This is a genomic window from Pseudomonas sp. GD03903, from assembly GCF_029840045.1.
Classification (GTDB): domain Bacteria; phylum Pseudomonadota; class Gammaproteobacteria; order Pseudomonadales; family Pseudomonadaceae; genus Pseudomonas; species Pseudomonas pseudonitroreducens.
Genome location: NZ_JAOCBT010000023.1, coordinates 1 through 24,817, shown reverse-complemented (window position 1 = coordinate 24,817; position 24,817 = coordinate 1). Strand labels below are relative to the sequence as shown.

Below are 24,817 nucleotides of genomic sequence, written 5' to 3'. Positions count from 1 at the left end.
GGGGCATCCCGTTGCGCCGATCTACTCCCTCTCCCACTGGGAGAGGGCGGGGGTGAGGGGCTCTGGGAAAAGGCTCAAACCTTCTTGATCGTCCGGCTGCGCTGCCCGTCGACGCCCACCGGCACTTCGCCGCTGAGCGTCACGCGGCGCACGATGCGCGGCTGGGTGCCGTAGTCGTCGACGGCGTAGTGCTGGGTCGCGCGGTTGTCCCAGATGGCCACGTCGCCCGGCTGCCAGCGCCAGCGCACGGTGTTTTCCAGGCGGGTGACGTGGCTCTGCAGCACGGCGAACAGGTGCGCGGAGTCGTGCTGTGACAGGCCCTTCAGGCGCTTGACGAAGTGCCCCAGCAGCAGCGTCTTCTCACCGCTGATGGGGTGCACGCGCACCACCGGGTGCTCGGTCTCGTAGACGGTGGAGGTGAACACCTTGCGGTATTCCTCCAGGCGCGCCGGGTCGACGTTCGGGCGCACGCTGGCATAGTCGTATTCGTTGCTGTGCACGGCCCAGAGCGAGTCGGCCAGCGCCTTCAGCTCCGGTGTCAGGTCGTCGTAGGCGCTGGCCGTGTTGGCCCAGACGGTATCGCCGCCAGACTCCGGTGCCACCACGTTGCGCAGGATCGAAGCCTTGGGATAGGCGTCGACGAAGGTCACGTCGGTGTGCCAGGAGTTGGCGCGGCGGCCCTGGGCGCCGTCCAGTTCGAGCAGGTAATGGGTGCCTTCCTGCACCGGCACGGTGGGGTGCGCCACCGGCTCGCCGAGCAGCTTGGCGAAGGCTTCCTGGCCTTGGTCGTCGAGCTGGGTCTGGCCACGGAAGAAGATCACCTTGTGCTGCACCAGCGCAGCCTGGATGGCCTCGATGGTGGCGGCGTCGAGATCACCGGAAAGCGTCACGCCGCGAATTTCCGCGCCGATGCGCCCGGCTACCGGGTGGATGTCCAGGTGGGCCAGGTCTTGCTGAATGGCTTGTGCTGCATTGCTCATCTCATCGTCCTCTTGCTGTGGCAATAGCGCCGCGCCAAAGACGCGGCGGATGGGGATCAGAAGTCGTAGCGAACCGACGCGCCCAGGGTCCGCGGCTGCCCCACCGAGGCGGTGTAGGAGCCGTTGATGCTGGCGAAGGCGGCCAGGTAGTAGTCCTTGTCGAAGGCGTTCTTCAGCCAGACCGAGGCGTCCAGCTGGCCGTCGCCGAGGTCCTTGCGCAGGCCGACGGAGAAGTTCGCCAGGCCGTAGCCGTCGATCTTCGAGAGGTCGGAGTTGTCCAGCGTGCCTTCGGCCTCGGAGCGGTAGGAGTAGCTGCCGGTCACGTAGGGACGGATGCCGTCGTCGAGGTTCCAGGCGTACTCGCCATTGAGGTTGGCGATCCATTTCGAGGCGCCCACCACGCGCTGGCCGGTGAGATCGCAGGAGGCCGGTGCGCCAGGCTGGGTGGAGACTTCCGCCGGGCACGGCGCATCCTTGAACGACAGGTAGGTGACGTCGTTGTAGGAGCCGTTGACGTTCAGCGTCAGGCCGCGAATCGGCAGCGCGGTGGCTTCGAACTCCAGGCCACGCGAGCGCACGCTGCCGGCGTTGGAGAGCACCGAGACCAGCTGGGTGGAGCCCGGCGGCTGGTACAGCGTGGTCGCCTGGTAGCCGTGGATACCGGTCCAGAAGAGGTTGGTGTTGAGTTGCAGGCGGTTGTCGAACAGGGTGGTCTTGATCCCCAGTTCGGCGTCGTTGGCGCGCTCCGGGCCGACCAGCAGGGAGTCGGCGCCGGCCGTCGGCGCACTGGCCACGGCCAGGTTCACGCCGCCGGATTTCTCGCCGTGGGACAGCGAGGCATAGCCGAGCAGGTCATCGGTGAACTGGTAGCTCAGGCTCAGCAGCGCCGACGGCGCGAAGCTGTAGAGGCTGAGGTCGCCCGAGTCATAGGCGCCCAACTGGTTGCGGCGCACCAGCGCGGCGGTGCCGCTCACCGGAGCGCCACCCACCGGATCGAAGCGCTCGACCTTGGCGTCCTTTTCCTCGTAGGTGCCGCGCAGGCCTGCGGTGAAGTCCAGCTTGTCGGTGAGGTGCCAGGTGCCCTGGGCGAACAGCGCGAAACTGTCGGTCTCGATCTTGCCGTTGGCTTTCGAGTAGGTGTTGTTCAGGGCGTTGAGGTTCGCCCCCAGCAGGTACGGATCGGCCAGCGGGCCGTAATCGGTGAAGGTCTTGTTGCCCAGGTTCTGGTTGAACGCATAGGCGCCGAGCACGTAGTCGAAGAAGCCGCCAGTGGGCGAGGCCAGGCGAATTTCCTGGGAGAACTGGCGGTCGTGGACTTCCACGCCGGTGTTGTTGATCGCCGAGACGTTGAGCTGCTCGTCGTTGGCCGGGGTGAAGTGCCAGTAGCGGTAGGCGCTGATGGAGGTCAGCTTGTAGCCGCCGTTGAGGTTCCAGTTGGCCTCCACCGAGCTGCCGCCCTGGTGCACGCTGACGTGCTGGCGGCTGTTGATGTTGACCTTGTGCCGGTCGGGATCGCGGATCGGCGAAGCGCCTACCGCGGCGGCGCGCTGCCAGAAGCGGTCGGCGGCGCCATACACCACCATGCTGCCGTTGCTCGAATCCTCCTCGTTGTAGTCGTTGATCCAGCGCAGGTCGAAGTCCTCGTTGGGCTTGAACAGCAATTGCCCGCGAATGCCCTGGCGCTCGCCGCCATTCAAGTAGTTGTCGTCGTGGACGTTCTTGATGTAGCCGTCGTCGCGGGTGCGGTAGGCCGAGACGCGCCCGGCCAGGGTGTCGGTCAGCGCGCCGGAGACGGTGCCCTTGCCCTGGAAGTAGCCATCCTGGCCGCCGGAAACCTCCACGCTGCGTTCGGGGCTGAAGGTCGGTGCGCGGGTGCTGATGTTCAGCACGCCGGCCGTGGTGTTCTTGCCGAACAGGGTGCCCTGCGGGCCGCGCAGCAGTTCCAGCTGCTCGATGTCCAGCAGGTCGAATACCGCCATGCCCGGGCGGCCCAGGTAGACGTTGTCCAGGTAGACCCCGGCGCTGCCTTCCAGGCCGTCGCTGGCCGGGTTGTTGCCGATGCCGCGCACGGCGATGCTCGACTGCCGCGCATGGATGAAGGCGACGTTGACGCTGGGCAGGATCTGCTGCAGGTCCTGCACCTTGTAGACGCGCTGGGTTTCCAGGGTTTCGCCGCCGACCACGGTGATCGGCGTGGGCACCTTCTGCGAGTCCTCCTCGCGGCGGCGGGCGGTGACGGTGACCTTGCCCAGGGTCGCGTCGGCCTTGGCCGGCGCGGCGCTAACGGCCTTATCGGTCTGGGCGGCAGTCGTGCTGTCCTCGCTTTCCTCGGCGAGCACCGGCAGGGCGCCGCCCAGGGCCAGCAGCAGGACCACGGCATAATCCGGGGCGCGCAGCCGGCGCGGGGCGAAGGGGAAGGGCGAATGTGTCGAAATCATGCTGTGTCCTTGTCTGTCCGCGCCGATCGCGGGCAAAAGGGGGCCGCGCCACAGGAAAGTGGCGAGCGACGTTTTCAGTAGGGGTGGGTGCGGCTTCTACTGTCAGCGACAGCGCGACTGACGCATTCGCGGGTAAAGGAGGTGCAAGGCTGGCATCGGGCGACTCCTGGTCTGAGCTATATTCTTAGTTCATAAAAGAATAGATGTTTGTTTTATTCTTCATTGACGGAATAAGAGCTTGCATTTAAAACCAGCGCATAACGAGCGGCAAATGCCTTTGCCCACTATTTTCAATGCCGGAAATGCATCATGGATTTGCGCCAACTCCGCTACTTCATCGCCCTCAACGAACACCGCAGCTTCGTTCGCGCGGCCGACGCCATGGGCATTACCCAGCCGGCGTTCAGCCGCAGCATCCAGGGCCTGGAGCAGGAGCTGGGCTGCCGCCTGGTGGACCGTGGCAGCAAGGACCTGCGCCCCACGCCAGAAGGCCAGGTGGTGCTGCAGCACGCGCTGAGCCTGGTGCAGGGGGCGAACAACCTGAGCCATGCGGTGGCCCGGCTGAACAAGCTGGATTCGGGAGAGTTGCGTTTCGGCAGTGGCCCGGCGCCGGCGCAGAAGCTGGTGTCCGACGCGGTGTCGCGCTTCGTCCAGCGCTACCCGCGCATCCACATCCAGTTCGGCGTGGACAACTGGGAGCGCCTGGCGCGCAGCCTGAGCCGCGAGGAGATCGAATTCTTCGTCGCCGACATCCGCCATTTCGAAGCCGACCCGAACTTCCAGACGCGCGCGCTGAAGCCGCGCAGCGGTTTGTTCTTCTGTCGTGCGGGGCACCCGCTACTGGCCAAGGAGAGCCTCTCCACCAACGACATGTTCGCCTACCCGCTGGCGGCCACGCTGATTCCCCCCAGTGCGCGGAAGATGCTCGCCAACCTCAGCGGCAAGATCGACATCAGCACCAATGTGCAGTGTGAGGACATGGCCTCGCTGGTGCGCATCGTCAGCCAGACCGATGCCGTCGGCATCGCCGTCGAGGAAGCGCTGAGCGAGCCGATGGCGCGCGGGGAACTGGTCAGGCTGCATTTTCGCAACCTGCCGCAGAACGTCGACATCCTCCAGGCCCGCTGCGGCATCGTCACCCGCAGCGGCGACCGCCTTTCAGCAGCGGCGCGGGCGATGATCGAGCTGCTGGTGGACCTTGATGCGGGCGTAGAGAGTGAGGTGGCGTGAGGTGCGCAGCGGGTATTCGGCGATGCTCCTCTGCGGCCTGAGGCCTATCGCGGACGGAGTCCGCTCCTACGAGATATCTCTGCGCTTGGGCCATCCCTCACCCTAGCCCTCTCCCAAGGGGAGAGGGGACCGTTCGGTGCAGGATCAAACCTTAGCGTCAGTCGGCTCGAAATGCCCCCTCTCCCTGAGGAGCGGGGCGCGCAGCCAGGGTTGGGGTGAGGGGATAGATGCAGCGGAGGACTATCCAGAGAAGACAGTTGCTCCTACGTAACCTGACGCTTCAGCGGGGCGAGCTCCATCCTTGCTGAGCGAGCGCGGTATGCGTAGGAGCGGACTCTGTCCGCGATCGATTCACCGGCGGTACCGGGCCTGCAAGGTGCTCAGTCACTAGAACCCGCTCTCGCGCAGGGCGACAGCCAGCAGGCGGGTAAAGCCCTCGCCGAGCCAGCTGCGCCGGGCGCCCTCGATCTGCAGGTGGCCGCGGGTTTCGTGCAGCCCGGGCGGCGCCGCGTCCAGCTTCACCAACACATGGAACAGCGCCGGGTTGGGGACCAGGGCTTCGCCCTGCGGGTTGACGTTCAACGGGCCGCCGTAGCGCGAGGCGAGCATCGGTTGTTCCAGCTGGCTGATGCGCGTGGTGCCGATCAGCACGACCTGGCCCTCGATGGGGTGCGGCACGCCTTCCGGGTAGAAGCGCACATGGCCGCCGTCGGTGAGGCGCTGCACTTCGTCCTGCTTGACGTAGGCATCCACCAGCCAGTGCTGCGGGTCCACCAGCACGCCGATGGGCTCGCGGGTGTTGATCCACTGGCCGGGTTTCCAGTCCGGGTTGACGTCCATCCAGCGCCCGGCGAAGGGCGCCTGCAGGTTGAGGCGGGCCATCTCGTTGCGCGCGGCGCGCGCCTGCTGGTACTCGACGCCCAGGCGCTGGCGGGTAACGGCTTCCTCGGAGAGCCCCGACGGGTCGGCCAGCATGCCGGCCAGGCGGCCCTGGTAACCGCGGATACCGGCTTCGCTGCCGCGGATCTTGGCGGCGATATCGGGTTCCTCCATCACCGCCAGCGTCTCGCCCTGGCCGACCGCGCCACTGGGGCGCAGGTCGCGCAACAACGCCGGGAAGGGCGCGTAGACGTGCAACTGCTGCGCCGCACGGGCCACGCCCATGGCGTGCACCTGGGTGCGCCAGGGGATGGCGAGCAGGAGCAGCAGGGCGCCCAGCACGGTGAGGAACACCAGCTTGCGCCGCGGCTTCACTTCCGCGCGGCGCTGCCACCAGACCTTGAGTTCGCGCCACACGGGCTGAACGATGAACCAGCTGATTTCCACGGCGAACAGGAAGATCCCCAGAAGCTTGAAGAAGAAGTAGTAGACCGCCACGGCAATGCCGAGGAACAGCAGCAGGCGGTAGACCCAGGTGCCGAAGGCGAAGGCCACCAGCGCCCGGCGCTTGCTGGTGGGGAAGTGCTCCGGCCAGGGCTCGTCCAGCCCCAGCAGGTTGCGCCGCAAGGTGGTGCGCGCCAGGGCGCCGGCGCGTTCGTGCAGGTTGGGGAAGTCCAGCAGGTCGGAGAAGATGAAATAGCCGTCGAAGCGCATGAACGGGCTGGCGTTCAGCGCCAGCGACAGCGCCCAGCTGGTGGTGGCCAGGTACAGCAGCGCATTGCGCAACGGCCCGGGGTCGGCCAGTGCCCAGCCCAGCGTCGACAGCCCGGCCAGGCCCAGTTCGGTGATGATCCCGGCGCTGGCGATGGCCAGGCGCTGGCGGTTGCTGCGCAGCTTCCAGCTTTCGCCGGTATCGGTGTAGAGCATCGGCCACATCACCACGAAGGCGATACCCATGTGCGCCACCTTCAGCCCCAGTCGCGTCGCCACCAGCGCGTGGCCCAGCTCATGGAGCGTCTTCGCCACCACCAGCGCGGCGGCAAAGCTGAGCAGCCCTTCGAAGGAAAACGACTCCACCACGTCGTGGGTGAAGGTGTCCCACTGGTGCGTCACCAGGACGATCCCGGCGAGGCTCAGGAGCAGCACCAGCAGGGCCACGTAGCGATTGAACAGCCAGTCGAGGCTGCCGGCGATGGCGCGCAGGAAACGCTGCGGGCGGAGCAGCGGGATGCGGAAGAACAGGTAGTGGTGCAGCCACCAGTTCCAGGTCGTCCACTGTTTCCCTTCGCTGCGCGCGGCCAGGCGCGCCAGGGCCTCGGGACCAGGGCGGAGCAACTGGTGGTGTTCGAGGAACTGGCGGAAGCCCAGCACCTGCTCGGCCTCGGGCTTGAGCGCGGTCTGCTCGGCGATCTGCTCGCTGATCTGCCGGGGCGTCTGCTCCCAGCGCAACAGGCATTCGAATTCCAGCCAGCCAATGCGGTAGAAGCGATTGAGCACGCTGTCCTGGATCACCCACACCGGCTCGCCGTCCGGGCCGGGCGCGGCTTCATCCAGGCGCAGGTCGTCACGCAGGGGCGGGGTGGGCAGGTCTTCGGCGGCAATTTCCATCCGGCCCTCCGTTACCAGCCGGTCCAGGCGCGCAGCGAAGCCAGCGGGCGGCGCAGCAGGTAGTAGCCGAGCACCACGCGCTCGCCATACAGCTTGGCGGTGCCGTGCAGGCCGAGCCGTGCGTGTGGCGGTGGGTCTTCCACGCTGGCGAGCAGCCGGTAGGAGGCGACGCCTTCGTCGCTGGGCTTGGCCTGGTAGCTGGTGTCGAGGATCTCGCCGTGCAGCGGGTCGAGCGGGTAGGCGGTGAGGAACAGCGCGACTTTCGCTCCCGGCTCCAGCGCAATGGCATCGGCCACCGGCAGCTGGATGCGCATGCCCGGCGCCTTCGGGTCGGCGATCTGCAGGATGCGCTCGCCGGTCACCACCGGCTTGCCCAGCCAGTCGTTGGGGTCGCTGTACACGGCGACGCCGGCGCGTGGTGCGAGCACGCGGGTACGCGCCAGTTGTGCCTGTACGGCGGCCAGTTCGGCGCGGCGCTGGCGGGCGCGGCCGTCGAGCACGGTGAGCTCGCTCTTGCTCTGTGGGTTGTCGAAGGCGCGCTGGCTGGCGGCCATCAGCTCGGCGTCGGCGACGGCAACTTCCTTGGCCAGCACGTCGGCGCGGCTGCGCAGAGTGGTTTCGTCCAGCTCGAAGAGTGGCGTGCCGACGTCCACGTTCTGGTTGGGACGAACCAGCATCTTGACTATCACCCCGTCGATGGGCGAGCTGATTACCTGGGCGTTGCGCGAGACGACTTCCGCCGGCGCCAGGGCCGTCTGCCGCACCGGGATCAGCAGCAGCGCCGCCAGCGCGATCACGCCGACCAGCACCTGGCGCTTGCTCGGTCGCCAGAAGCGCAGGCGGGTACGCGGTCCGAACGAGGCCCAGGCATGCGCCCAGGTCTGCCAGATACCCTGCAGCAGCGGCTGCAGATTGCGTGCCGGCGCTTCGTCCAGGAGGAACAGCACCAGCCCCAGGCGCTTGCCGCTGCGGTCGTGCAGCGGCACGCACCAGAGCCCGGCCGGCCACCACTCGCTCCAGCCTTCGGCGATGTCGGCGGGTGGGGCGATGGCGTCGCGAGCCAGCCAACTGGGCGTGGCGTCGGGCAACTGCGCGGCGACCCAGCGGCTGGCGCGCTCCAGCCAGACCAGGTAGGGCGAGTCTTCCGTGGGCTTGGCCAGGCCGGACACCGCCAGCAGTTCGTTGCGCGATTCATGGCAGGCGAACACCAGCGCCTGGTGGAAGCGCAGCAGCGGGAACAGGTCGTTGGCGATGCTGAAGGCCAGGCCGCCGAGGGAGTCGGCGGCCAGCGCCTTGTCACGCACATTGGCCAGGCTCAGCAGCAGCTGGGGTGGCGGCAGCAGCTCACTCATGGCTTTCGGGGAAGCGCGCCACCCCGCTCATGCCGGCGATCAGTTCGGGGTAGCTGGCGTCCAGCTTCGCCTCCAGCTCCACGGTCTGCGCCACGGCGTCGACCCGCGCGTTGATCACGCTGACCTTGGCCGGGTAGTGCTTGCCGGTTTCGTGGATGTCCACTTCCAGCGGCATGTCCGGGCGCAGGTTGGGCAGCATGGAAGAGGGCACGTTGAGGCGGACCTTCAATGCGCCATCGCTGACCAGGTCGAACAGCGGCGTACCGGCCGTCACTGTCTGATAGGGCTTGACGTAGACCTTGGCGATGCGCCCGGCGAACGGCGCATCGACCAGGCAGTAGCCGGCCTGGGCGCGGGCCAGGGTGAGCGCGCCGTCGGCCTTCTGCAGCTCGGTGTTGGCCATGGCCACCTCCAGGTCACCCACCGCGTCGAGCTTGCGCAGGTTCTGCTTGGCCGCCAGGTTGGCGCGGGCCATGTTCAGTTCGGCAGCGGCGACCTTGGCGCGGGCGTTGACCTCGACGCAGTTGAGCTGGGCCAGTTCGGCGTCCTTGGCGACCTTGTCGCCGAGGCTGGCCTTGAGTGCGCCGAGGGTGCCGTTCATCTGGGCGGAAAGGGTGGTTTCCAGGTTCGACACCAGCAGCACTCGGATGGCCCCCGGGTCCTGGTTGTCGGGGAGTGGCGGCAGGCCGCTGGCGTCATCGGCCAGGGCCGGCTGGAGCAACATCAGGCACAACGGGAGAAGCAGGTACGGCTTACTGCGCGGCATTGACGGTTTCCTTCTGGCCAACGGTCGCTTGCCCGATCGAGGGTTGCCTAATCGCGGGTTGCCCGGCAGCGGCGCCGCTGCTGGCGAGCAGATTGGTGCTGGTCTGCTGTTCCAGGGTGCGCTGGATTTCCCGCGCGAGGGTCTTCACGTCGTGGTTCTCGATTTCCTTGGGCATCACCTCGAAGCCCACCGAGTTGTACAGCCGGCCCCAGGCGGCCTGGGCGTCGGAGTAGGCCGCTTCGCGCTGGTAGCGCGAGAGCAGGTAGCGGCCTTCGGCGCGGATCAGCTCCAGCTCGCTGCCCAGCGCGGCGCCGCGGGCGGACTGGGCATAGCTGAGCAGGCTCTGGTCGACGCGCAGGCTCTCGTCGGCGAACTCGACTTCCTGCCGGGCCAGCTGGTAGCGCAGCAGGCCGACCCGCACCTGGGTCAGGATGGCCATGGACAGCGCGGTGCGGCGCATGTCGTCGGTCTTCTCCTGGCTCGCCTCGGCGGCCTTGATGTCCGGGTACTGCGCCAGGCGCAGCAGGTTCATCGAGACGTTGATGCCGGTCTGGTTCCAGTCGTTGTTGTACAGGTACTTGTTGGAGTCGTACTCGTAGCCGTAGTTGAAGCTCACGTTGGGCCACAGCTGGGCCTTGGCGATCTTCAGGTCGTTCATGTCGACGCGCTTGCGGTACCACTCCTCCATGATTTCCGGGCGGCGCTCCAGGGACAGGCGTTCGAGCTGGTCGACGTTGTTAGTCACCAGCGGCAGCGGCTGTTCGCCGACGTCGGCCAGGACCATTTTGGTATTCGGCGGCAGTGACATCAGCGCGGCCAGCTCGGCGCGGGCGAACTCCAGGTCCTGGCGGCGCACGGTGAGCATGTACACCGAGTCGAGCAGGGCGCGCTGGTAGGCGAGGATGTCCTGGCGCGGCAGCAGGCCCTTGCCTTCGGCCTCGCGGGCGGAGGTCAGGGCGCGGTGGGTGCGCATCAGCAGGCCGTCCACTTCCGGCAGCAGGCGCTGGGCGCCGAGGGCGCGCCAGTAGGCGTTGCGCACGTCCTGCAGGACGTTCTGCGCAACCTTCTCGCGGCGCTCCTCGGCCATCAGCATCTGGTCGTTCTTCTGCTGCGTGCGGTAGTAGGCGACGCCGAAGTCCAGCAGGCTCCAGGACAGGCCGAGGCTGTAGAGCTGGCGGTAGCGCTCCTCTGACGTCGAGGGACGCAAGCTGACCTGGCGGTCCTCGATGCCGATGGACGTGCCGCCCGAGTCGTTGTTGCGCCCGGCGTAGCCTGCCGAGGCGACGACGCGCGGCAGCATCTCGTGGCTGGTGACGTCGCGCAGGTCGGAGGCCAGTGCGCTTTCCAGCAGCTTGAGGCGGTAGTCGAGGTTGTATTTCAACGCTCGCGCAGAGGCTTCGTAGAAGGTGATCGGCCCGCTGACCGGTTCCTGCTCTTTGTACATCCGTGCCTGGTCTTCGATCACCCGCTGGCGCATCTCCTCCTCGGTGTAAGGCTTGGGCTCGAACGCCGAACAGGCGCTGAGCAGAATACTCACGGTGATGGTGGCGCTCAGGCATTTCAGTGCATAGGCGGGCATGTTCTGTCCTTGATCGATCTGAATGGGTCGCATGTTCCTCATTGGCCGCCGCTCCTGCGCTGGGCGGCCTCGCGCAGCTGGGCACGGAAGCCCGGTGCGGTCTGCGCGGGTTTCTCTGCCTTGCCCACCATGTCGGCGGGGAAGGGTGCCCACAGCGATGGGTCGGGCAGCAGGCCGTCAGCGCTCAGGCTGATGACCCCATGGCGGCCATCCACCCAGCGCGTGTCCAGGTCGGCGGCGCGGCGGCTCTCGGCCACGGCGCGAGCGACGAACTGGCCCTTCACCTGGCCCAGTTGCGCGCCCAGCGACGGGCTTTCGATCTCCGGCGTGGCAAAGATGTCGATGTTGCTGCCGTCGGCACCCCAGGCCGACAGCGACAGCCGATCATCGATGCGCTCGACCACCGGTTGCACGAAGATCGCCGGGTCGACGTCGGGTATCCGATCACGCGGGTAGCCGTCGTCGCCGAAACGGTCGAAGTGCGGTCCCGGCGGAATGTACGGCGTGGCGATGTCCAGGGTGATGGTCAACTGCGCCTGGTCGGTGAGGCCGGTGAGGTCGCTGATGGTGTAGGTGAAGTAGTCCTTGAGGACTTGTCCCAGACCCGCAGCGGCCAGGACTTCGCGGTTGCTCTGGTCGATGGTGTAGGTGTAGCTGCCATCGGCGTTGAGCACGAGGGTGCCGTAGCGCCCGACGATGGGTTGGCCGATCACCCCGGCGCTGCCGCTGCCGTTCTCCGCGCCGGTGCGGATGCCGGTGACGGTCAGGTGGTCGCCGCCATCCACGTCGCTGTCGTTGGGCAGGACGTTGCCGGTGGCCTGTGGCGCCGGGGTTTCGTCACTGGCGACATTGCTGTCGTCGCGGGCGATCGGGTTGTCGTCGGCGCCCTGGATGGTCACCGTCAGGCGCGCGTCGGAGGTCGCCCCGGCGGTGTCGCGCATGCGGTAGGTGAAGATCTCGCGCAGGGTTTCGCCGGCAGTGCGCAGGGCCTGCACCGTGGGGTTGGCGTTGTCCACGACATACTGATAGCTGCCGTCGGCGTTGATCGTCAGCTTGCCGTAGAGCCCCTGGAGCACCTGGCCGGCGCTGGCGGTGTTGCCATTCTCGCCGGTGTAGTGAACGACGGTCTTGGTCTCGCCGTACTGCACGCCATCGACGTCGGTGTCGTTGTCCAGCACGTTGCCGCGCGGGTCGACGCCGGGCGTCCCGTTGTTCACGCCGCCAGCCTCGACGGCGGTGGCGGTATCGTCACTGGCGATGGGCGTGTCGTTGCGGCCGTCGATGGTGATGGTCAGCAGGCCGGGCGTGGCGCCGCCCCAGATGTCCGAGCCGAGGTAGGTGAACTTGTCCTGCAGGGTCTGGCCGCTGGCGCGCAGGGCTTCGACTTCCGGCAGGCTGTTGTCCAGGGCGTAGCTCCAGCTGCCGTCCTGGTTCAGCGTCAGCGTGCCGTACTGGCCGCGCAACGATTGCCCGGGCGCGGTGACGGTGGTGGACGTCGGGCTGTCGCCGGCCCAGAACGAAACCACGTGCATCACGTCCTGCGGGATGGTGGTGATGGTGTCCGGGTCGGTGTCGTTGGCCAGCACGTTGCCCGAAGGATTGCTGCCCGGCACGTTGTTGTGCAGGCCGCCGTCCTCCACGGCGGTACCGAAGTCCGGCGCGGTGATCGGCGGGTCGTTCTGCCCGCGGATCAGGATGACCAGGGTGGCCTGGTCGCTGAGGTTGCCGTCATCGGTGACCTGGTAGGTGAACTCCTCGATGGCGAAGGCCAGCGGGCCGAGCGCGCGGATGGTGGCGTTGTTGCTGTCGACGAAGTACTGGTAGCTGCCGTCGGCGTTGATCACCAGCGTGCCGAAGGCGCCGAGGATGGTCTGCGGGCTGCCCGGCACCACGGCGACGGTATTCACCTGCGCGCCCTCGGGCCCCTTGGCGATGGTGGTGACGCGCATATGGTCGCCGGCATCGACATCGGTGTCCTTGCCGATGCCGTCGAAGATCCCGGTCAGGCCGGTGATCACGTTGCCGGTTGGGTTGCGCCCGCCGCTGCCGTCGAGGTTGGCGACCGCGTAGTTGATGTCGTCGTTGGCCACCGGCGCGTCGTAGCGGCCATCGATGGTGATGGTCAGCTGGGCGATGGAGGAGGCGCCGGCGGTGTCGTGCATGCGGTAGGTGAAGGTTTCCACCAGGCTGTCGCCCAGCTTCAGGGCCTGCACCGCCGCCAGGCTGTCGTTCACCGTGTAGGTGTAGGTGCCGTTGGCGTTGAGCACCAGGGTGCCGTAGCTGCCGGTGAGCACGCCGCCACTGACGCTGAGGTCGATGAGCGCGCCACTGCCGTTCTTGTCGCCGCTGCGCGCGGCATCCACCACCTTGGTTTCACCATAGGCCGCGCCATCCGCGTCGAAGTCGTTGAGCAGCACGTTGCCGGTAGCCGGGGCGCCGGGTGTGGTGTTCAGCGTGCCGCCGGCCTCGATGGCGGTACTCGTGTCATCGCCAGCGATGGGGGTGTCGTTCTGCCCGTGGATGATGACGCTGAAGGTGCGGGTGATGGCCTTGCCGTGGCCGTCGCTGACGGTATAGGTGAAGACCTCCGTGAGGGTGTCGTTGTAGGTGCGCAAGGACTGCACGGTCGGGTCGAGGTTGTTCACCGCGAAGCGATAGCTGCCATCGGCGTTGAGCAGCAGCATGCCGTACCTGCCGGCCAGGTCGGTGCCCACGGTGCCGTTGGCGCCGGTGGGGCTGACCACGGCGGTGATGGTCAGGGTGTCACCGTCCGGGTCGGTGTAGGAGCCGCGGATGCTGCCGGTCGGGTCCAGGCCCGGGACATTGTTGAGCAGGCCGCCAGCCTCGGTGGCATGGATCACCACCGGCTGCACGATGGGCGGATCGTTCACGCCGGTGACGGTGATGATCAGTTGTGCCTGGTCGGTCAGCCCGCCGCTGTCGTGGATGCGGTAGGTGAAGATCACGTCCAGCGACTGGTTGGCGGTCAGCGCGCGGATGGTCGGGTCGGCGCTGTTGATCTCGAACAGGTAGTTGCCGTCGGCGCCGATGGTCAGCTGGCCGAAGTTGCCGCTGATGATCGTGCCGTTGGCCAGCCGTGCCGCGGTGCCGGTAACGCCGATGGTGCCGGTGCCGGGGACGGTGGTCAGGGTGCCGCCGGCGGTCTCCAGGCCGGAGCGAATGCCATCGACCCTGAGCTTGTCGGCGTTGGGCTTGTCGGCGTTGTCGACGTCGGTATCCACGCCGGTGCCCGGAGCGCCGGTGATCACGTTGCCGCTGGCATTGACCGGCGCCGGGCTGCCGTCGCTGGCGCCAGCAGTGGCGGTGTTGTGATCGTCGACGGCCACCGGGGCATCGTTGGCGCCCTGGATGCGGATAGTCAGGGTGGTCAGGGCGCTCAGGCCGCCCTTGTCGGTGACCTGATAGGTGAAGACCTCGGTGATGGGCGGGTCGCCTGGCGAGAGTGCCTGTATCGCCGGGTTGTTGTTGTCGATCACGTAGCGGTAAGAACCGTCGGCGTTGAGCGTCAGGGTGCCGAAGGCCGTCTGCAAGGTGGCGGGCGCCCCGGGTGCGACCGGGAAGATCCGCCCGCCGCCGACGCCTTCGTAGCGCACCAGGCTGACCGTCTTGGTTTCGCCCAGGGCTACCGAGTCGACATCGGTGTCCGCGCCGGCGCCGGTGACAGGGTCACCGGTGAGTACGTTGCCGGTGGCGTCCTGGCCCGGAGTGCCGTTGTTGGTGCCTCCCGCCTCGATGGCGGTACCGAAGTCCGGAACGCCGATCGGGGTGTCGTTGGCGCCGTGGATGTCGATGGTGAGGGAGGTCGAGCTGCTCAGGCCGCCGCTATCGACGACGAAGTAACCGAAGGAGTCGCGTAACTGGTCGGTGCCGGTCCGCAGGGCCTGGACGGCCGCATTGTTGTTGTCGACGACGTATTGGTAGCCGCCGTTGGCGGTGATGTACAGCGTGCCGTAACGGCCGGCGAGGCTGACGACCGTGCCGTTGGCCGGAACGTTGACACCGCCGCCAGCGGCGTTCTCCAGACGGCTTACGCGGAGGAAGTCATTGTTGGTGGCGATGTCGACGTCGGTGTCGTTGTCCAGCACGTTGCCGGTGGGGTTGATCCCTGGATCGGCATTGAGGCTGCCGCCGGCCTCGACGGCGATGGCGATGTCCGGATGGGCAACGGGCGCGTCGTTGACCGGGTCGATGACGATGTTCAGGGTATCGGTGTCGCTCAGCGCGTCCGCCGGGTTCTGACCCGGCGTGCCATCACCGGTGAGCGGGTGGTCGCCGAAGTTGCCCTGGTCGTTGGTGACCATGGTCAGGGTTTCGCTGTCGCGGAAGGTGTTGAAGTCCTGGTTACCCTTGTAATACAGCTGGCTGAGCAGGAGGTTTATCTGTGCGAGCGTCCCGCTCAGCACCAACTGGTTGCTGGCACCGCTCGGCGGGGTGGCGTTGGGGGCAGGTGTCGTGGCACTGGTCCAGAGTACGCCGTGGTTGACGGTCAGGGTGACGGTGAGCACGCCGTTGCCGGCGTCGACATCGCTGGTAGCCAGACCGACGATGTGCAGTACCGTGTCCTCCTGGCCGTGCTGGTTGGCGACGGTATTGATCGGTGCTTCGTTGAGGTGCACGTAACCGAAGTTTGCCTGCCCGGTCGGGCCATCGGTGGCGGTGCCGCCATCGAGCGTCAGCTGGACCTGGTTGAAGGTGTTGCCCGCTCCGTCGGTGTCGATGCGCACCTTGAGCGTATTGCCGGGGTCGCCGGTTGTCGGGTTGCTGACCTGCGCGGCAACGTCCACGCGGTACAGCCCGCTGGGGAGGATGCTGAAAACGTACTGGCCGTTGGCGTCGGTGGTGGTCGTCGCCAGTTGCGCGTCGTCGCCGGTGCCGAACAGGCCATCCGCGCCGGCCCAGGTGAGGGTGACGGTTTGGCCGGCCAGGCCGGGGCCGTCCGGTGTCGTGCTGATAGTGGCGGAGCCGGTGTCGTCCCAGAGCGTGCCGCGCACCACGCCAAAGGCGATGCCGACGCTCTTGATGTAGTTGTTCAGCACGCTGTTGTCCGGGCCGGGGCCATCCTGGCCGGTCCGTTCGCCAGTGGCGGTGCCGGCGCTGCCGACCGCCGAACCGCCCCAGGCGGTGAAGCTTTGCGGCAGGCTGGTCCAGGTCAGCACGGCGGAGCTCGCGGCGTTGTTGGCGATCGGAGCGTCCGGCACCGTGACGCTGTAGCGGAAGCTGACCTTGTCGCCGACATTGAGCCTGGTGATGTCCAGCCCGATGCCGTTGGCCGGGTTGGGGTCGATGCTCAGGGTCAGCCCGGCCAGGGTCGCGGCTCCGCCGGGCAGGAAGTCCGCAGCGGTGTAGGTGACGCTGTTGCCGTTGACGTCGCTGATGGTGACGCCGACGAAGGTGTAGTTGCTGCCGCCGGGTAGCTTGTCCTGCAGGTGGACATCGTAGGCCGGCACATTGCCGTTCTGCTGGAAGCTCACTTCCAGGGTGGCATTGGTGGTGTTGCCGGGGCTCAAGGTCAGGTCGATCACCGACTTGGTCGGGTCGGTGAAGCCTGGTTCGACCACGGTTTCGTAGAGAACCCCACTCTGGCCGCGTGGCTCGCTGTTACTGTCGACATACTCGCTGACCTGCATGCCCAGTTGGGTGCCGGCCTGGTTGCCGACGGTATTGCGCACCCGCACGTTGAAGTCGATGACCACTCCTTCGATGTCGTCATCGCCCGGCAGTTGCTCGGTGTTGGTAATGTTGCCCAGGCTGATGGTGACCCGCTGACCGCCGTTGAGGCCACCGGTGGCGGCGATGCTGTACAGCGAGGAGTTCAGCACCGCTGTGGGGCCTGGCCAGGCGCCGGGATTGGACGGGTCGACCGGCACGTTGGGGTCAATTGGCCGGGCCACGCCGCTGAGCTGGTTGCCCTGGATCCACAGGCCAGCGACGGTGTTCACGTCCAGCAGTGCGTTGCTGCTGTTCAGGCCGCCCTTGAGGGTAGACACGAAGGCGATGAGGACCTCGTTGAGGTCGGCAGCGAGGAATTCCAGGCCGGGCGCCAGGTCGATGACGATCTGGTAGTTGGTGTTGCCCGTGCCGCTGGAGGCGATCTGCACGGCCACGCGGTAACGGATCACTTCGCCGACGGCTACCTGCTCGAACGGTGCCGAGGTATCCACAACGCCGCTGGCATTGGTGGCCGGCGGAGTATCCGGCATGCCGCCGACGCGGGAGATCAGGATCTGGTTGGAGACCGGGATCAGCAGGGTGTTGTCGATGCTGTAGTCGTTGAGCACGCCGCTGGCGAGGATGCCGTCGACGCCGGTACGCTCGCCGCTGTTGGCACCGTCCAGGCTGGTCCACTGTACGGCCGCGACGTTACGCATGACGGGCACGCTGCCGACCTGGCTGTTGACCACCCCGGACAGGCTGATGATGATGCTGCCGCCCGCTGCCAGGTCGACCTTGCCGACCGTCTGCAGGACGCCGTTGACGATGGCGAAGCTGCCAGCACCAGCGCCGCTGATGTTGGTGATGGTGTAGTTGCTGATCTGGATCGGCAGGGTATCGAGGAAGCTAAGGTCGAAGGCGTTGATGCCGCTGGTGTTGCTGATAGTGATGTTCCAGCTGATCGGCGCGTTTTCGCCAAAGCCGCCGAACGCCGGGGTAGTGGTCAGTTGCTGGGTCACCGCCAGCGTCGGCTCGACGATTGTCACGCTGGGCTGCTGGGCGCTGGCCAGGCTGCGGTCGATCGCTGTGGCGCCGTTGGGGGTATCGCCATCCGGGTCGCTATAGACCAGTTGCGCGCCGTTGTTGAGTACCACGCCCTGCTGGTTGCCGCTGACGTTGTTGGCGATCAATACCAGGCGGATGACGAAGGCGTTGTTGCCGGTGTTGTTGTCGGCATTGGAGCCAGCGACGTCGAACACCAGGTGGAGATCACCGCCGTCGCCGGGGTCGATCACGAAACTGGAGACATTGACGCTGCCGCCGAAGTCCTGGCCCAGTGCAGCGCTACCGGCGCGGGTGAGGATGATCTGATAGCCCCGGCCGCTATTGAAGCTGGTGTCCAGGCGCAGTCCCGGGGGAATCAGGTCGTTGATGCGCAGGTTGCCAGTGGTGCCCTCGGGCAGTGTCACCACGATGTCGTAGGTCATGCTCTCGCCGATCACCAGGTCGCTGCCGGTGGTGTGGTTGGCGCTGGAGTCGTCGGCGCTGAGGCTGCCGTCCTTGTAGACCTTGGTGATGGTGGGGGCGGCGACCTGCTGGTTGGCCAGGTCTACCAGGTCGGTGGGAGTGAAGTCCTGACCGCCGTTGACGCTGGCGTAGTTGGTCAGCGCTGCGCTGCTCTGCAGGGTGCTCGACGCGAGAATCGCATTGTTGACGGTGACGTCGTAGGTGATCACCACCACGTTGCGCCCGGCGGCGTCGTTGCCGTCGGCGGCATTGGCACGGCCGGCGAGGAATGTCGCCTGGCCGTTGGCGTCGAGGAAGGTGATGGTATTGCCGTTGACGCTGTAGTCGACCCCGGCGATCAGCTGGGTGCCGTCGCCACGGTAGATCTGCAGCCGGGTCGTGAGCGCGTCCAGGCTGCCGCCAGTAAAGCTGACGCCGGCCGGCAGGGTGATGCTGGTGGTGACATCGTAGGCGCCGCCCCCCCCGGTATTCTTGATCGCCGTCGCCAGACGCAAGGTGTCGCCGCCATCGATGCCGCTGACGTTGCCGTCCACCGAGGTGAGGGTCGGTACGCCGCCACTGAAGGGCACACCGCTGGTACCAGGCGCCGACCAGCTGCCGCTGGTGCCGGTGACTGTGCCGTTGCTGCTGGAAACCACGCCGTGCTTGATGTCCAGCACCGGTTCGGCGACCGACTCGATGACTGCTACGTCCGAAGAGGTCAGCACGGTCTTGTCGATGGTGGTGGTCTGGCTGGACTGAGCCAGCACGTCCAGTTCGCGCTGGTCGGCGAAGGGCTGGTCGCCCACGCGCATGGTGAACTGCACCTGCACCCGGCCGCCGTTGAGGCCACCGGAGGCGAAGTTGCCGAAGTTGAAGATGATCGAGTTGCCCGGACCGGTGGTGACGCTGTCGGGAACATCGGCGATGGTGTTGCCGTTGGTGATCAGCCACTGCCCGACCCCGGTGCCCTGCGTCCAGTTGATGCCGGTGGCATCCAGCAGCGGCAGCGGCAGGTAGGCGGTGAGGGTGAAGTTCTCGTAGTCCGCCACCAGCAGGTCGTAGGTGATGGTGAAGGTCACCACGTCGCCGGGGCGCAGCTCGCCGTTGGCCGGTGGCAGGCCACCATTGACCCTGGTCAGGTCGATATCCACCGTCGAGGTCTGGATCGTGCTGGTGGTGCTGGAACCATCGGTCTGGGTGCCGCCGATGTTCACCGCGTCGCGCAGCACCGTGGCATCGACGGTGGCGTTGTTGCCGACGCTGTCGCCCTCGTTGAGCTGGTCGTGGGGCGGGTGGTCGGAGGTGTAGGTGAGGTCGACGACTGCGTCATAGACGATGGTCAGGGTCGTGGCGCCTTCCTGCTGGTTATCGTCCCAGAGGTCGCCGAACAGGGCGTACAGGCCGGGGCCCTGGACGGCAGTGGCAATCGACTCGGAGATATCGAAGACCAGGGTGGTGCTGCCGTCGGCATTCTGCGTGGCGGTGTAGATCAGCGGAATCACCTGGGAGCCGCCTTGCGTCCGGATGACGATGGTTGGCGGATTGAGGGTGCTGAAGGTCTGGCCGTCGCTGAGATGGTCGGTGATGGTGAACTGGCCCTGGCCGAGGATGTTCTTGCCGAAGGCAAAGAAGTCGGAGATGGCCACTTCCATGGTGTAGCGCAGGGTATCGCCGGGGGTCAGGCCGGCCTGGCCAACATCGTTCTGCAGGTTGACTTCCTTGAGCAGGGTGATGGACTTGGCGACGAAGGTGATGCCCTGGCCATTGCCGGTCTCGGTGAACGGATAACCGTCGGGGTCGAGCGGACGGTCGCGCGGGTCCAGCGGGTTCCAGTCGCCACTGGCGGTGGCGGTACCGAAGTTGATGGTCACCGGGTTGCCGGTAGTCGGGTCGATCACCGGGCGGCCGTTGGCGTCGATCTCCGGGACGTAGAAACTCACCTGGGTGCTGCTGGCGCTGTTCAGGTTGTCGTAGTGGATGGTGTAGCTGGCGACGAAGGCGTTGGGGTTGGCCAGGGCGGCAGCGATCAGCGCGGGATCGGTGAGCACGGTGCCGTCGTGCAGGGTCACCGACTCCAGGGTGCCGCCGGCACCGGGAGTGATCTGGCTGACGTGGACCTGGTCGGGCACGGTCTGGGTGACGCTGACATTGGTCAGGGTCTGGCCGGTGGCCGGGGTCACCGTCACCGTCTGGGTGCGGGTGTAGTTCGGCCCGGTGACGGTCTCGCCCTCGGGCATGTTGACCGTCTGGGTGATCGATAGCAGCGTCGGTGTCACCACGAAGCTGTGCAGCGCGGACTCCACCAGGGAGGGGTCCTGGGTCGGGTTGTTCAGCGAATCATTGCCGTATTCGAAGCCGCCGCGGGCATTGATCGTGAGGTTCGGCGCGCCATCGGAGTAGCTGGTGTCGGCCAGGTTGCTCAATTGCGCGGTGACCAGGATGTCGATTGCCGGCTGGCCGTTGGTGACGCTGCCGTAGGGCAGTTGCAGCACGATCATCTGGTCGCCGGGCTTCATGCCGACGCTGGCGGCGTTGATCACCAGGGCGTTGCCGTTGGCGTCCTTGGCGAACGGGTGGGTGACGTTGCCGTCGGCGCCGAAGGTCAGCACGGTGGACTTCACCGCCTGGCCAAGGTAGGTGGCCGAGATGAAGCTGGCGCCGTCGTTGCCATCACGGCCGGTGGCCGGCATGAACAGATCGATATAGGGGGCGTAGCCCACTTGCGTGGACGGGTTGCTGAAGATGACGTCGAAGGTGAACTGATCGCCCAGGCGCACTGCGGAACCGCCGCTGCCCATGGCCACGGTGGGGCTGGCATTGGCCAGCAGGCCCTGGAAGTCCACCAGTGTGCTGGCGCTGAGGGCGATGGTCTTGTCGACGTCGCCGGCGCGCACTTCGAGGTTCCAGTCGCCACCGGCATTTCGGGAGCCGGTGGCGTTGCTCGAGGCGCCGACATCGGCGCCGGTCCAGCGCGCCAGCTCGTTCACCAGCGCCTGCCCGGCGCTGCCTGCGCCAACGTCGCAGCCGTAGAGCTGGATGTCCGCACCCGCATTGAGTTCGCCGCGCCAGGCACTCAGGCGTTCGCCGAGCTGGTCGACGCTCTGGCTGGTGAAGGTCTGGCTGCCCAGGGTGAACTGGCCGGTGGCACCGTGGGAGAAGATCTGGATGGAGTCGACCTTGCCCAGTTGCGCCAGGGCGCTGCTGATCGCCGCGATGGCATCCTGGCCGGCGTCGACGAGCAGCGCGGTGGTACCCACCGGCAGGTTGGCGGCCAACTGGTCGCGGTTCTCCAGGCGCGCATCGATCACCACCAGGTTGCGCGGCGCCGCCTGGGCGGGTGCCGCTGCCTGCGCGCGCGCTTCCACCGCAGTGGCCGGTTTGGCCGTGTCCTTGGCGTCGGCGCCCGCAGTGGTGTCATGATGCTGTTGATCGACAGCCGCTGCGGCAGCGCCGTCGAAGAGAATGCGTTGCTCCAGCGCGAGCGCGTGGGCGGCGGGCTGGAATAGTTTCGAACGGAATTTGGCCTGCATTTCCTAACTTCCGGCTAAGTAAGTCCCCGAGGAAAGCAGTCCTACGCATATCTGCTTACGCAATTTACGCTAGTACCAATCCGAATTATCGCAAGCAGAACAGCGACATAAGCGACAGCTAAGTATCAAAAATCTTACAGCTGAATGGCTCAGTTCTACGGTCGGCGCGGCTTTCGCAGAAACGACTGGCAGATGGGGACGTTTCGCCACAGGTCCGGCGCAAATTCCGACTTTGGCTACGCTTGAGCGAACGGTCCGGCAGAGACCGGATCAGGGCGCAGGAAGGTTGGGGAGTGGCCATGGGGAAAAAGCTGGGCAGATGTCTGCTACTGATGGGGCTGCTGTTGGTCGGAGTGCAGGCCGGGCTGGCCGCGGAGCCGCCGGCAACCGCGGTGCGGGCGCCTGACGATGCGGCGGCGCCGTTGAAGGTGGAAAACCGCGACATCCTGCTGTTTCGCGCCACGCTGCTCGGCGAGTCTCCGCAGGTGCGGGCCCATCGCGCCAAGGCGACCATCGAGGAAGCGCTGCAGGGCGGCGACGAACTGAAAGTGAATCTCGACCCGATCCAGGACAGCTACATGGTCCTGCTCGGCTATAGCCGTGCCTTCATCATTTCGCCGGAGGATGTCGATCCGCCGGGCAGTTCGGTGCGTGCCGCCGCCGAGGTGGCAGCCGCCAACCTGCGCCTGGCGGTGGCCGAGAACCGCGAGGCGAGCAGCGTGCGCTACCTGCTCAGCGCGCTGGGCCTGGCGGCCGCGGCGACGGTGGCCTACCTCCTGCTGCTGCGCGGCATCGGCTACGTGAGAAGCAAGCTGCTGCAGCGCCTGCCGGATGTGATGAGCCGGCACAGCGGCCGGCTCAAGGTCGGGCAGACGCCGCTGCTGGGCAGCCGCTACCTCTATTACCTGGTCGGCCGGCTGATCTGGCTGGTCTACTGGCTGCTGGTGTTCCTGTTCAGCTATCAATGGCTGAGCTTCGTGCTCTCGCGCTTCCCCTATACCCGGCCGTGGGGCGAGAGCCTCAACGTGCACCTGGTCAACCTGGCGCGCTATCTCATCAACGGCATGCTCGATGCCTTGCCGGGGCTGGCGGTGGCACTCAGCATCCTGGTGATTGCCCGTGCCATCAGCGGCTTCGCCCGCCACGTGCTGCAGCGCATGGCACGGCCGGGCAACCTGCGCTGGTTGACCGAGGAAACCCTGCAGCCGACCACACGGCTGACCTCCCTGGCGATCTGGCTGTTCGCTATCGTCATGGCCTATCCGTACCTCCCCGGTTCCGGCACCGAGGCCTTCAAGGGCTTGTCGGTACTGGTGGGCCTGATGATTTCCCTGGGCGCTTCCAGCGTCATCGGCCAGGCGGCTTCCGGGCTGATCCTCACGTACTCGCGCACCTTGCGGGTCGGCGAATTCGTCCGCATCGGCGACAACGAAGGCACGGTGACCGAGGTGGGGGTGTTCAACACCACCATCCGCACCGGCCTGGGCGAAGTGCTGACGCTGCCCAACTCGATGATCACCGGCTCGGTGACGCGCAACTATTCGCGCATCGTGCAAGGCCAGGGCTACGTGGTGGATACGGTCGTCACCATCGGCTACGACACGCCGTGGCGGCAGGTGGAGGCCATGCTGATCGAGGCGGCACGGCGCACCGACGGCATCCTGCAAACCCCGGCACCACAGGTGTTCCAGACGGCGCTGTCGGACTTCTACCCCGAATACCGCCTGGTGGCCCAGGCCATCCCCAGCGAGCCGCGCCCGCGCGCGCTGCTGCTGAGCGTACTGCACGCAAATATCCAGGACGTGTTCAACGAGTACGGCGTACAGATCATGTCGCCGCATTACCTGGGCGACCCCCAGCAGGCCAAGTGGGTGCCGCGCGATCAATGGCATGCGGCGCCGGCCAAGCCCGAGGCGCCGTCCGATCGCTGAGTCCGGCGAGATGCCGGCGCTCATCTATGCTGATCGATCCACGGGCCCCGGTTGCAGTGCGGGGCCCGACCCACTTGCCCGCGCCGGAGACATTTCATGAACCTGCATCTGTCCGACAAGCTCGCCCTGGTCAGCGGTTCGACCAAGGGCATCGGTTTTGCCATTGCCCAGGGCCTGGCCCGCGAAGGCGCGAGGGTCATCGTCAATGGCCGCAGCCAGGGCTCGGTGGACGAAGCACTGGCCAGGCTGCGCTCGGGGCAGGCCGACGCCAGGGTGGAAGGCTTCGCCAGCGACCTTTCCGATCCGCAGCAGGTCGCCGCGCTGGTGCAGCGCTATCCGGCGGTGGACGTGCTGGTGAACAACCTGGGCATCTTCGATCCGAAGCCCTTCGAAGAGATTCCTGACGAAGACTGGGTGCGCTTCCTCGATGTCAACCTGCTCTCCGGGGTACGCCTGTCCCGCGCCTACCTGCCGGGCATGAAGCAGAAGAACTGGGGCCGGGTGGTGTTCATCAGCAGCGAGAGTGGAATGGTGATCCCGGTGGAGATGATTCATTACGGCGTCACCAAGACCGCCCAGCTCAGCCTGTCCCGCGGATTGGCGGAAACCTGTGCCGGCACCGGCGTGACGGTGAACGCGGTGCTGCCGGGGCCGACTGCCTCGGAAGGCGTCAACGAGTTCGTCGAGAAGCTCTCCGGCGGCCAGCCGTTCGCGGAGTTCGAGGCCGAGTTCTTCCGCAGTGCGCGGCCCAGCTCCCTGCTGCAGCGCTTCGCGCGCCCGGAGGAGGTGGCCAATCTGGTGGTCTACGTCTGCTCCGAGGCGTCATCGGCCACCAATGGCGCGGCACTGCGGGTGGATGGCGGTGTGGTGCGCTCGCCGTTCTGAGTCACTCGCCGCGGCGGCTCTCGAACTCCAGGCCCAGCGCCAGCTCACTGCTGCCAAGCTGGCCCAGCCACTGTTGCGCTTTCGCGCCGGCCAGGTGCGCGTCCAGCGCGGCCTGGCTGGCCCAGCAAGTCGAAACCTGCCAGCGGTCGGCGGCCAGCGCCAGCAACTCGCCGGACTGGCAGCCGGGTTGCTGGCGTACCTGCTCCAGCAAGTCATTCAGGTGACGGCCCAACGCGGCAACCTGGCCGGGGAACGCCTGGACACGGACGATGGCAATGGCGGACGGGGACATGGCAAGGCTCCTTTCTGCTGGCCGGACGTGGGGCCATTGGGCGCTGACGACGCAATCCGGTAAAGGCCGGAACCGGCTTTCAAAACCGATGCTGAAAGGTTAAGTGCGCGCCGCCCGGGCATGAACCGCCAATTCCCGGGAAAAGCGTTGGGCCAATGCGGCCGT

The 24,817-nt window shown here is 66.7% G+C and carries 11 protein-coding genes; 3 read left to right on the top strand and 8 right to left on the bottom strand.

What is annotated here, in order from left to right:
• Positions 1-74: 74 nt before the first annotated feature.
• Positions 75-980, bottom strand: a complete 906-nt coding sequence (locus N5C91_RS26510; protein WP_279833128.1) for a TauD/TfdA family dioxygenase — start codon at positions 978-980, stop codon at positions 75-77.
• 56 nt (positions 981-1,036) lie between these two features.
• Positions 1,037-3,418: a TonB-dependent receptor gene (locus N5C91_RS26505; protein WP_279833126.1), complete on the bottom strand. Its 2,382-nt coding sequence runs from the start codon at positions 3,416-3,418 to the stop codon at positions 1,037-1,039.
• Positions 3,419-3,727: 309 nt separating this feature from the next.
• Between N5C91_RS26505 and N5C91_RS26500 the strand changes: the two genes are divergently transcribed.
• Positions 3,728-4,648 carry a LysR family transcriptional regulator gene (locus N5C91_RS26500; protein ID WP_236200288.1) on the top strand — a complete coding sequence of 307 codons (921 nt, stop codon included), beginning with the start codon at positions 3,728-3,730 and terminating at the stop codon, positions 4,646-4,648.
• Positions 4,649-5,035: 387 nt separating this feature from the next.
• Here the strand turns inward: N5C91_RS26500 and N5C91_RS26495 are convergent, their stop codons facing one another.
• From N5C91_RS26495 to N5C91_RS26475, 5 genes are read right to left on the bottom strand one after another with little or no spacing between them, the layout of a single operon-like run.
• Positions 5,036-7,135 carry an HlyD family efflux transporter periplasmic adaptor subunit gene (locus N5C91_RS26495; RefSeq protein ID WP_236200289.1) on the bottom strand — a complete coding sequence of 700 codons (2,100 nt, stop codon included), beginning with the start codon at positions 7,133-7,135 and terminating at the stop codon, positions 5,036-5,038.
• An 11-nt stretch (positions 7,136-7,146) separates the two neighbouring features.
• Positions 7,147-8,487, bottom strand: coding sequence for an HlyD family efflux transporter periplasmic adaptor subunit (locus N5C91_RS26490; protein WP_236200290.1), 1,341 nt, complete (start codon positions 8,485-8,487; stop codon positions 7,147-7,149).
• Positions 8,480-9,253: an efflux RND transporter periplasmic adaptor subunit gene (locus N5C91_RS26485; RefSeq protein ID WP_236173358.1), complete on the bottom strand. Its 774-nt coding sequence runs from the start codon at positions 9,251-9,253 to the stop codon at positions 8,480-8,482. Before N5C91_RS26485 ends, N5C91_RS26490 begins: the two co-directional genes overlap by 8 nt.
• Positions 9,240-10,832 carry a TolC family protein gene (locus tag N5C91_RS26480; RefSeq protein WP_279833121.1) on the bottom strand — a complete coding sequence of 531 codons (1,593 nt, stop codon included), beginning with the start codon at positions 10,830-10,832 and terminating at the stop codon, positions 9,240-9,242. The genes N5C91_RS26485 and N5C91_RS26480 overlap by 14 nt, the downstream gene beginning before the upstream one ends.
• Positions 10,833-10,870: 38 nt before the next feature.
• Positions 10,871-21,544: a VCBS domain-containing protein gene (locus N5C91_RS26475; RefSeq protein ID WP_279833119.1), complete on the bottom strand. Its 10,674-nt coding sequence runs from the start codon at positions 21,542-21,544 to the stop codon at positions 10,871-10,873.
• A 299-nt stretch (positions 21,545-21,843) separates the two neighbouring features.
• Here N5C91_RS26475 and N5C91_RS26470 point away from each other — a divergent pair, with 299 nt between their 5' ends.
• Both N5C91_RS26470 and N5C91_RS26465 read left to right on the top strand, forming a co-directional pair.
• Positions 21,844-23,475, top strand: a complete 1,632-nt coding sequence (locus tag N5C91_RS26470) for a mechanosensitive ion channel family protein (RefSeq protein ID WP_279833114.1) — start codon at positions 21,844-21,846, stop codon at positions 23,473-23,475.
• Positions 23,476-23,571: 96 nt separating this feature from the next.
• The gene (locus N5C91_RS26465) at positions 23,572-24,360 is read left to right on the top strand and encodes an SDR family NAD(P)-dependent oxidoreductase (protein ID WP_279833112.1); all 789 of its coding nucleotides are present in this window, start codon (positions 23,572-23,574) and stop codon (positions 24,358-24,360) included.
• 1 nt (position 24,361) lies between these two features.
• Here N5C91_RS26465 and N5C91_RS26460 read toward each other — a convergent pair whose 3' ends face one another.
• Positions 24,362-24,652 (bottom strand): antibiotic biosynthesis monooxygenase, encoded by a 291-nt coding sequence (locus tag N5C91_RS26460; protein WP_236173353.1) that lies wholly within the window; start codon positions 24,650-24,652, stop codon positions 24,362-24,364.
• Positions 24,653-24,817: the final 165 nt, after the last annotated feature.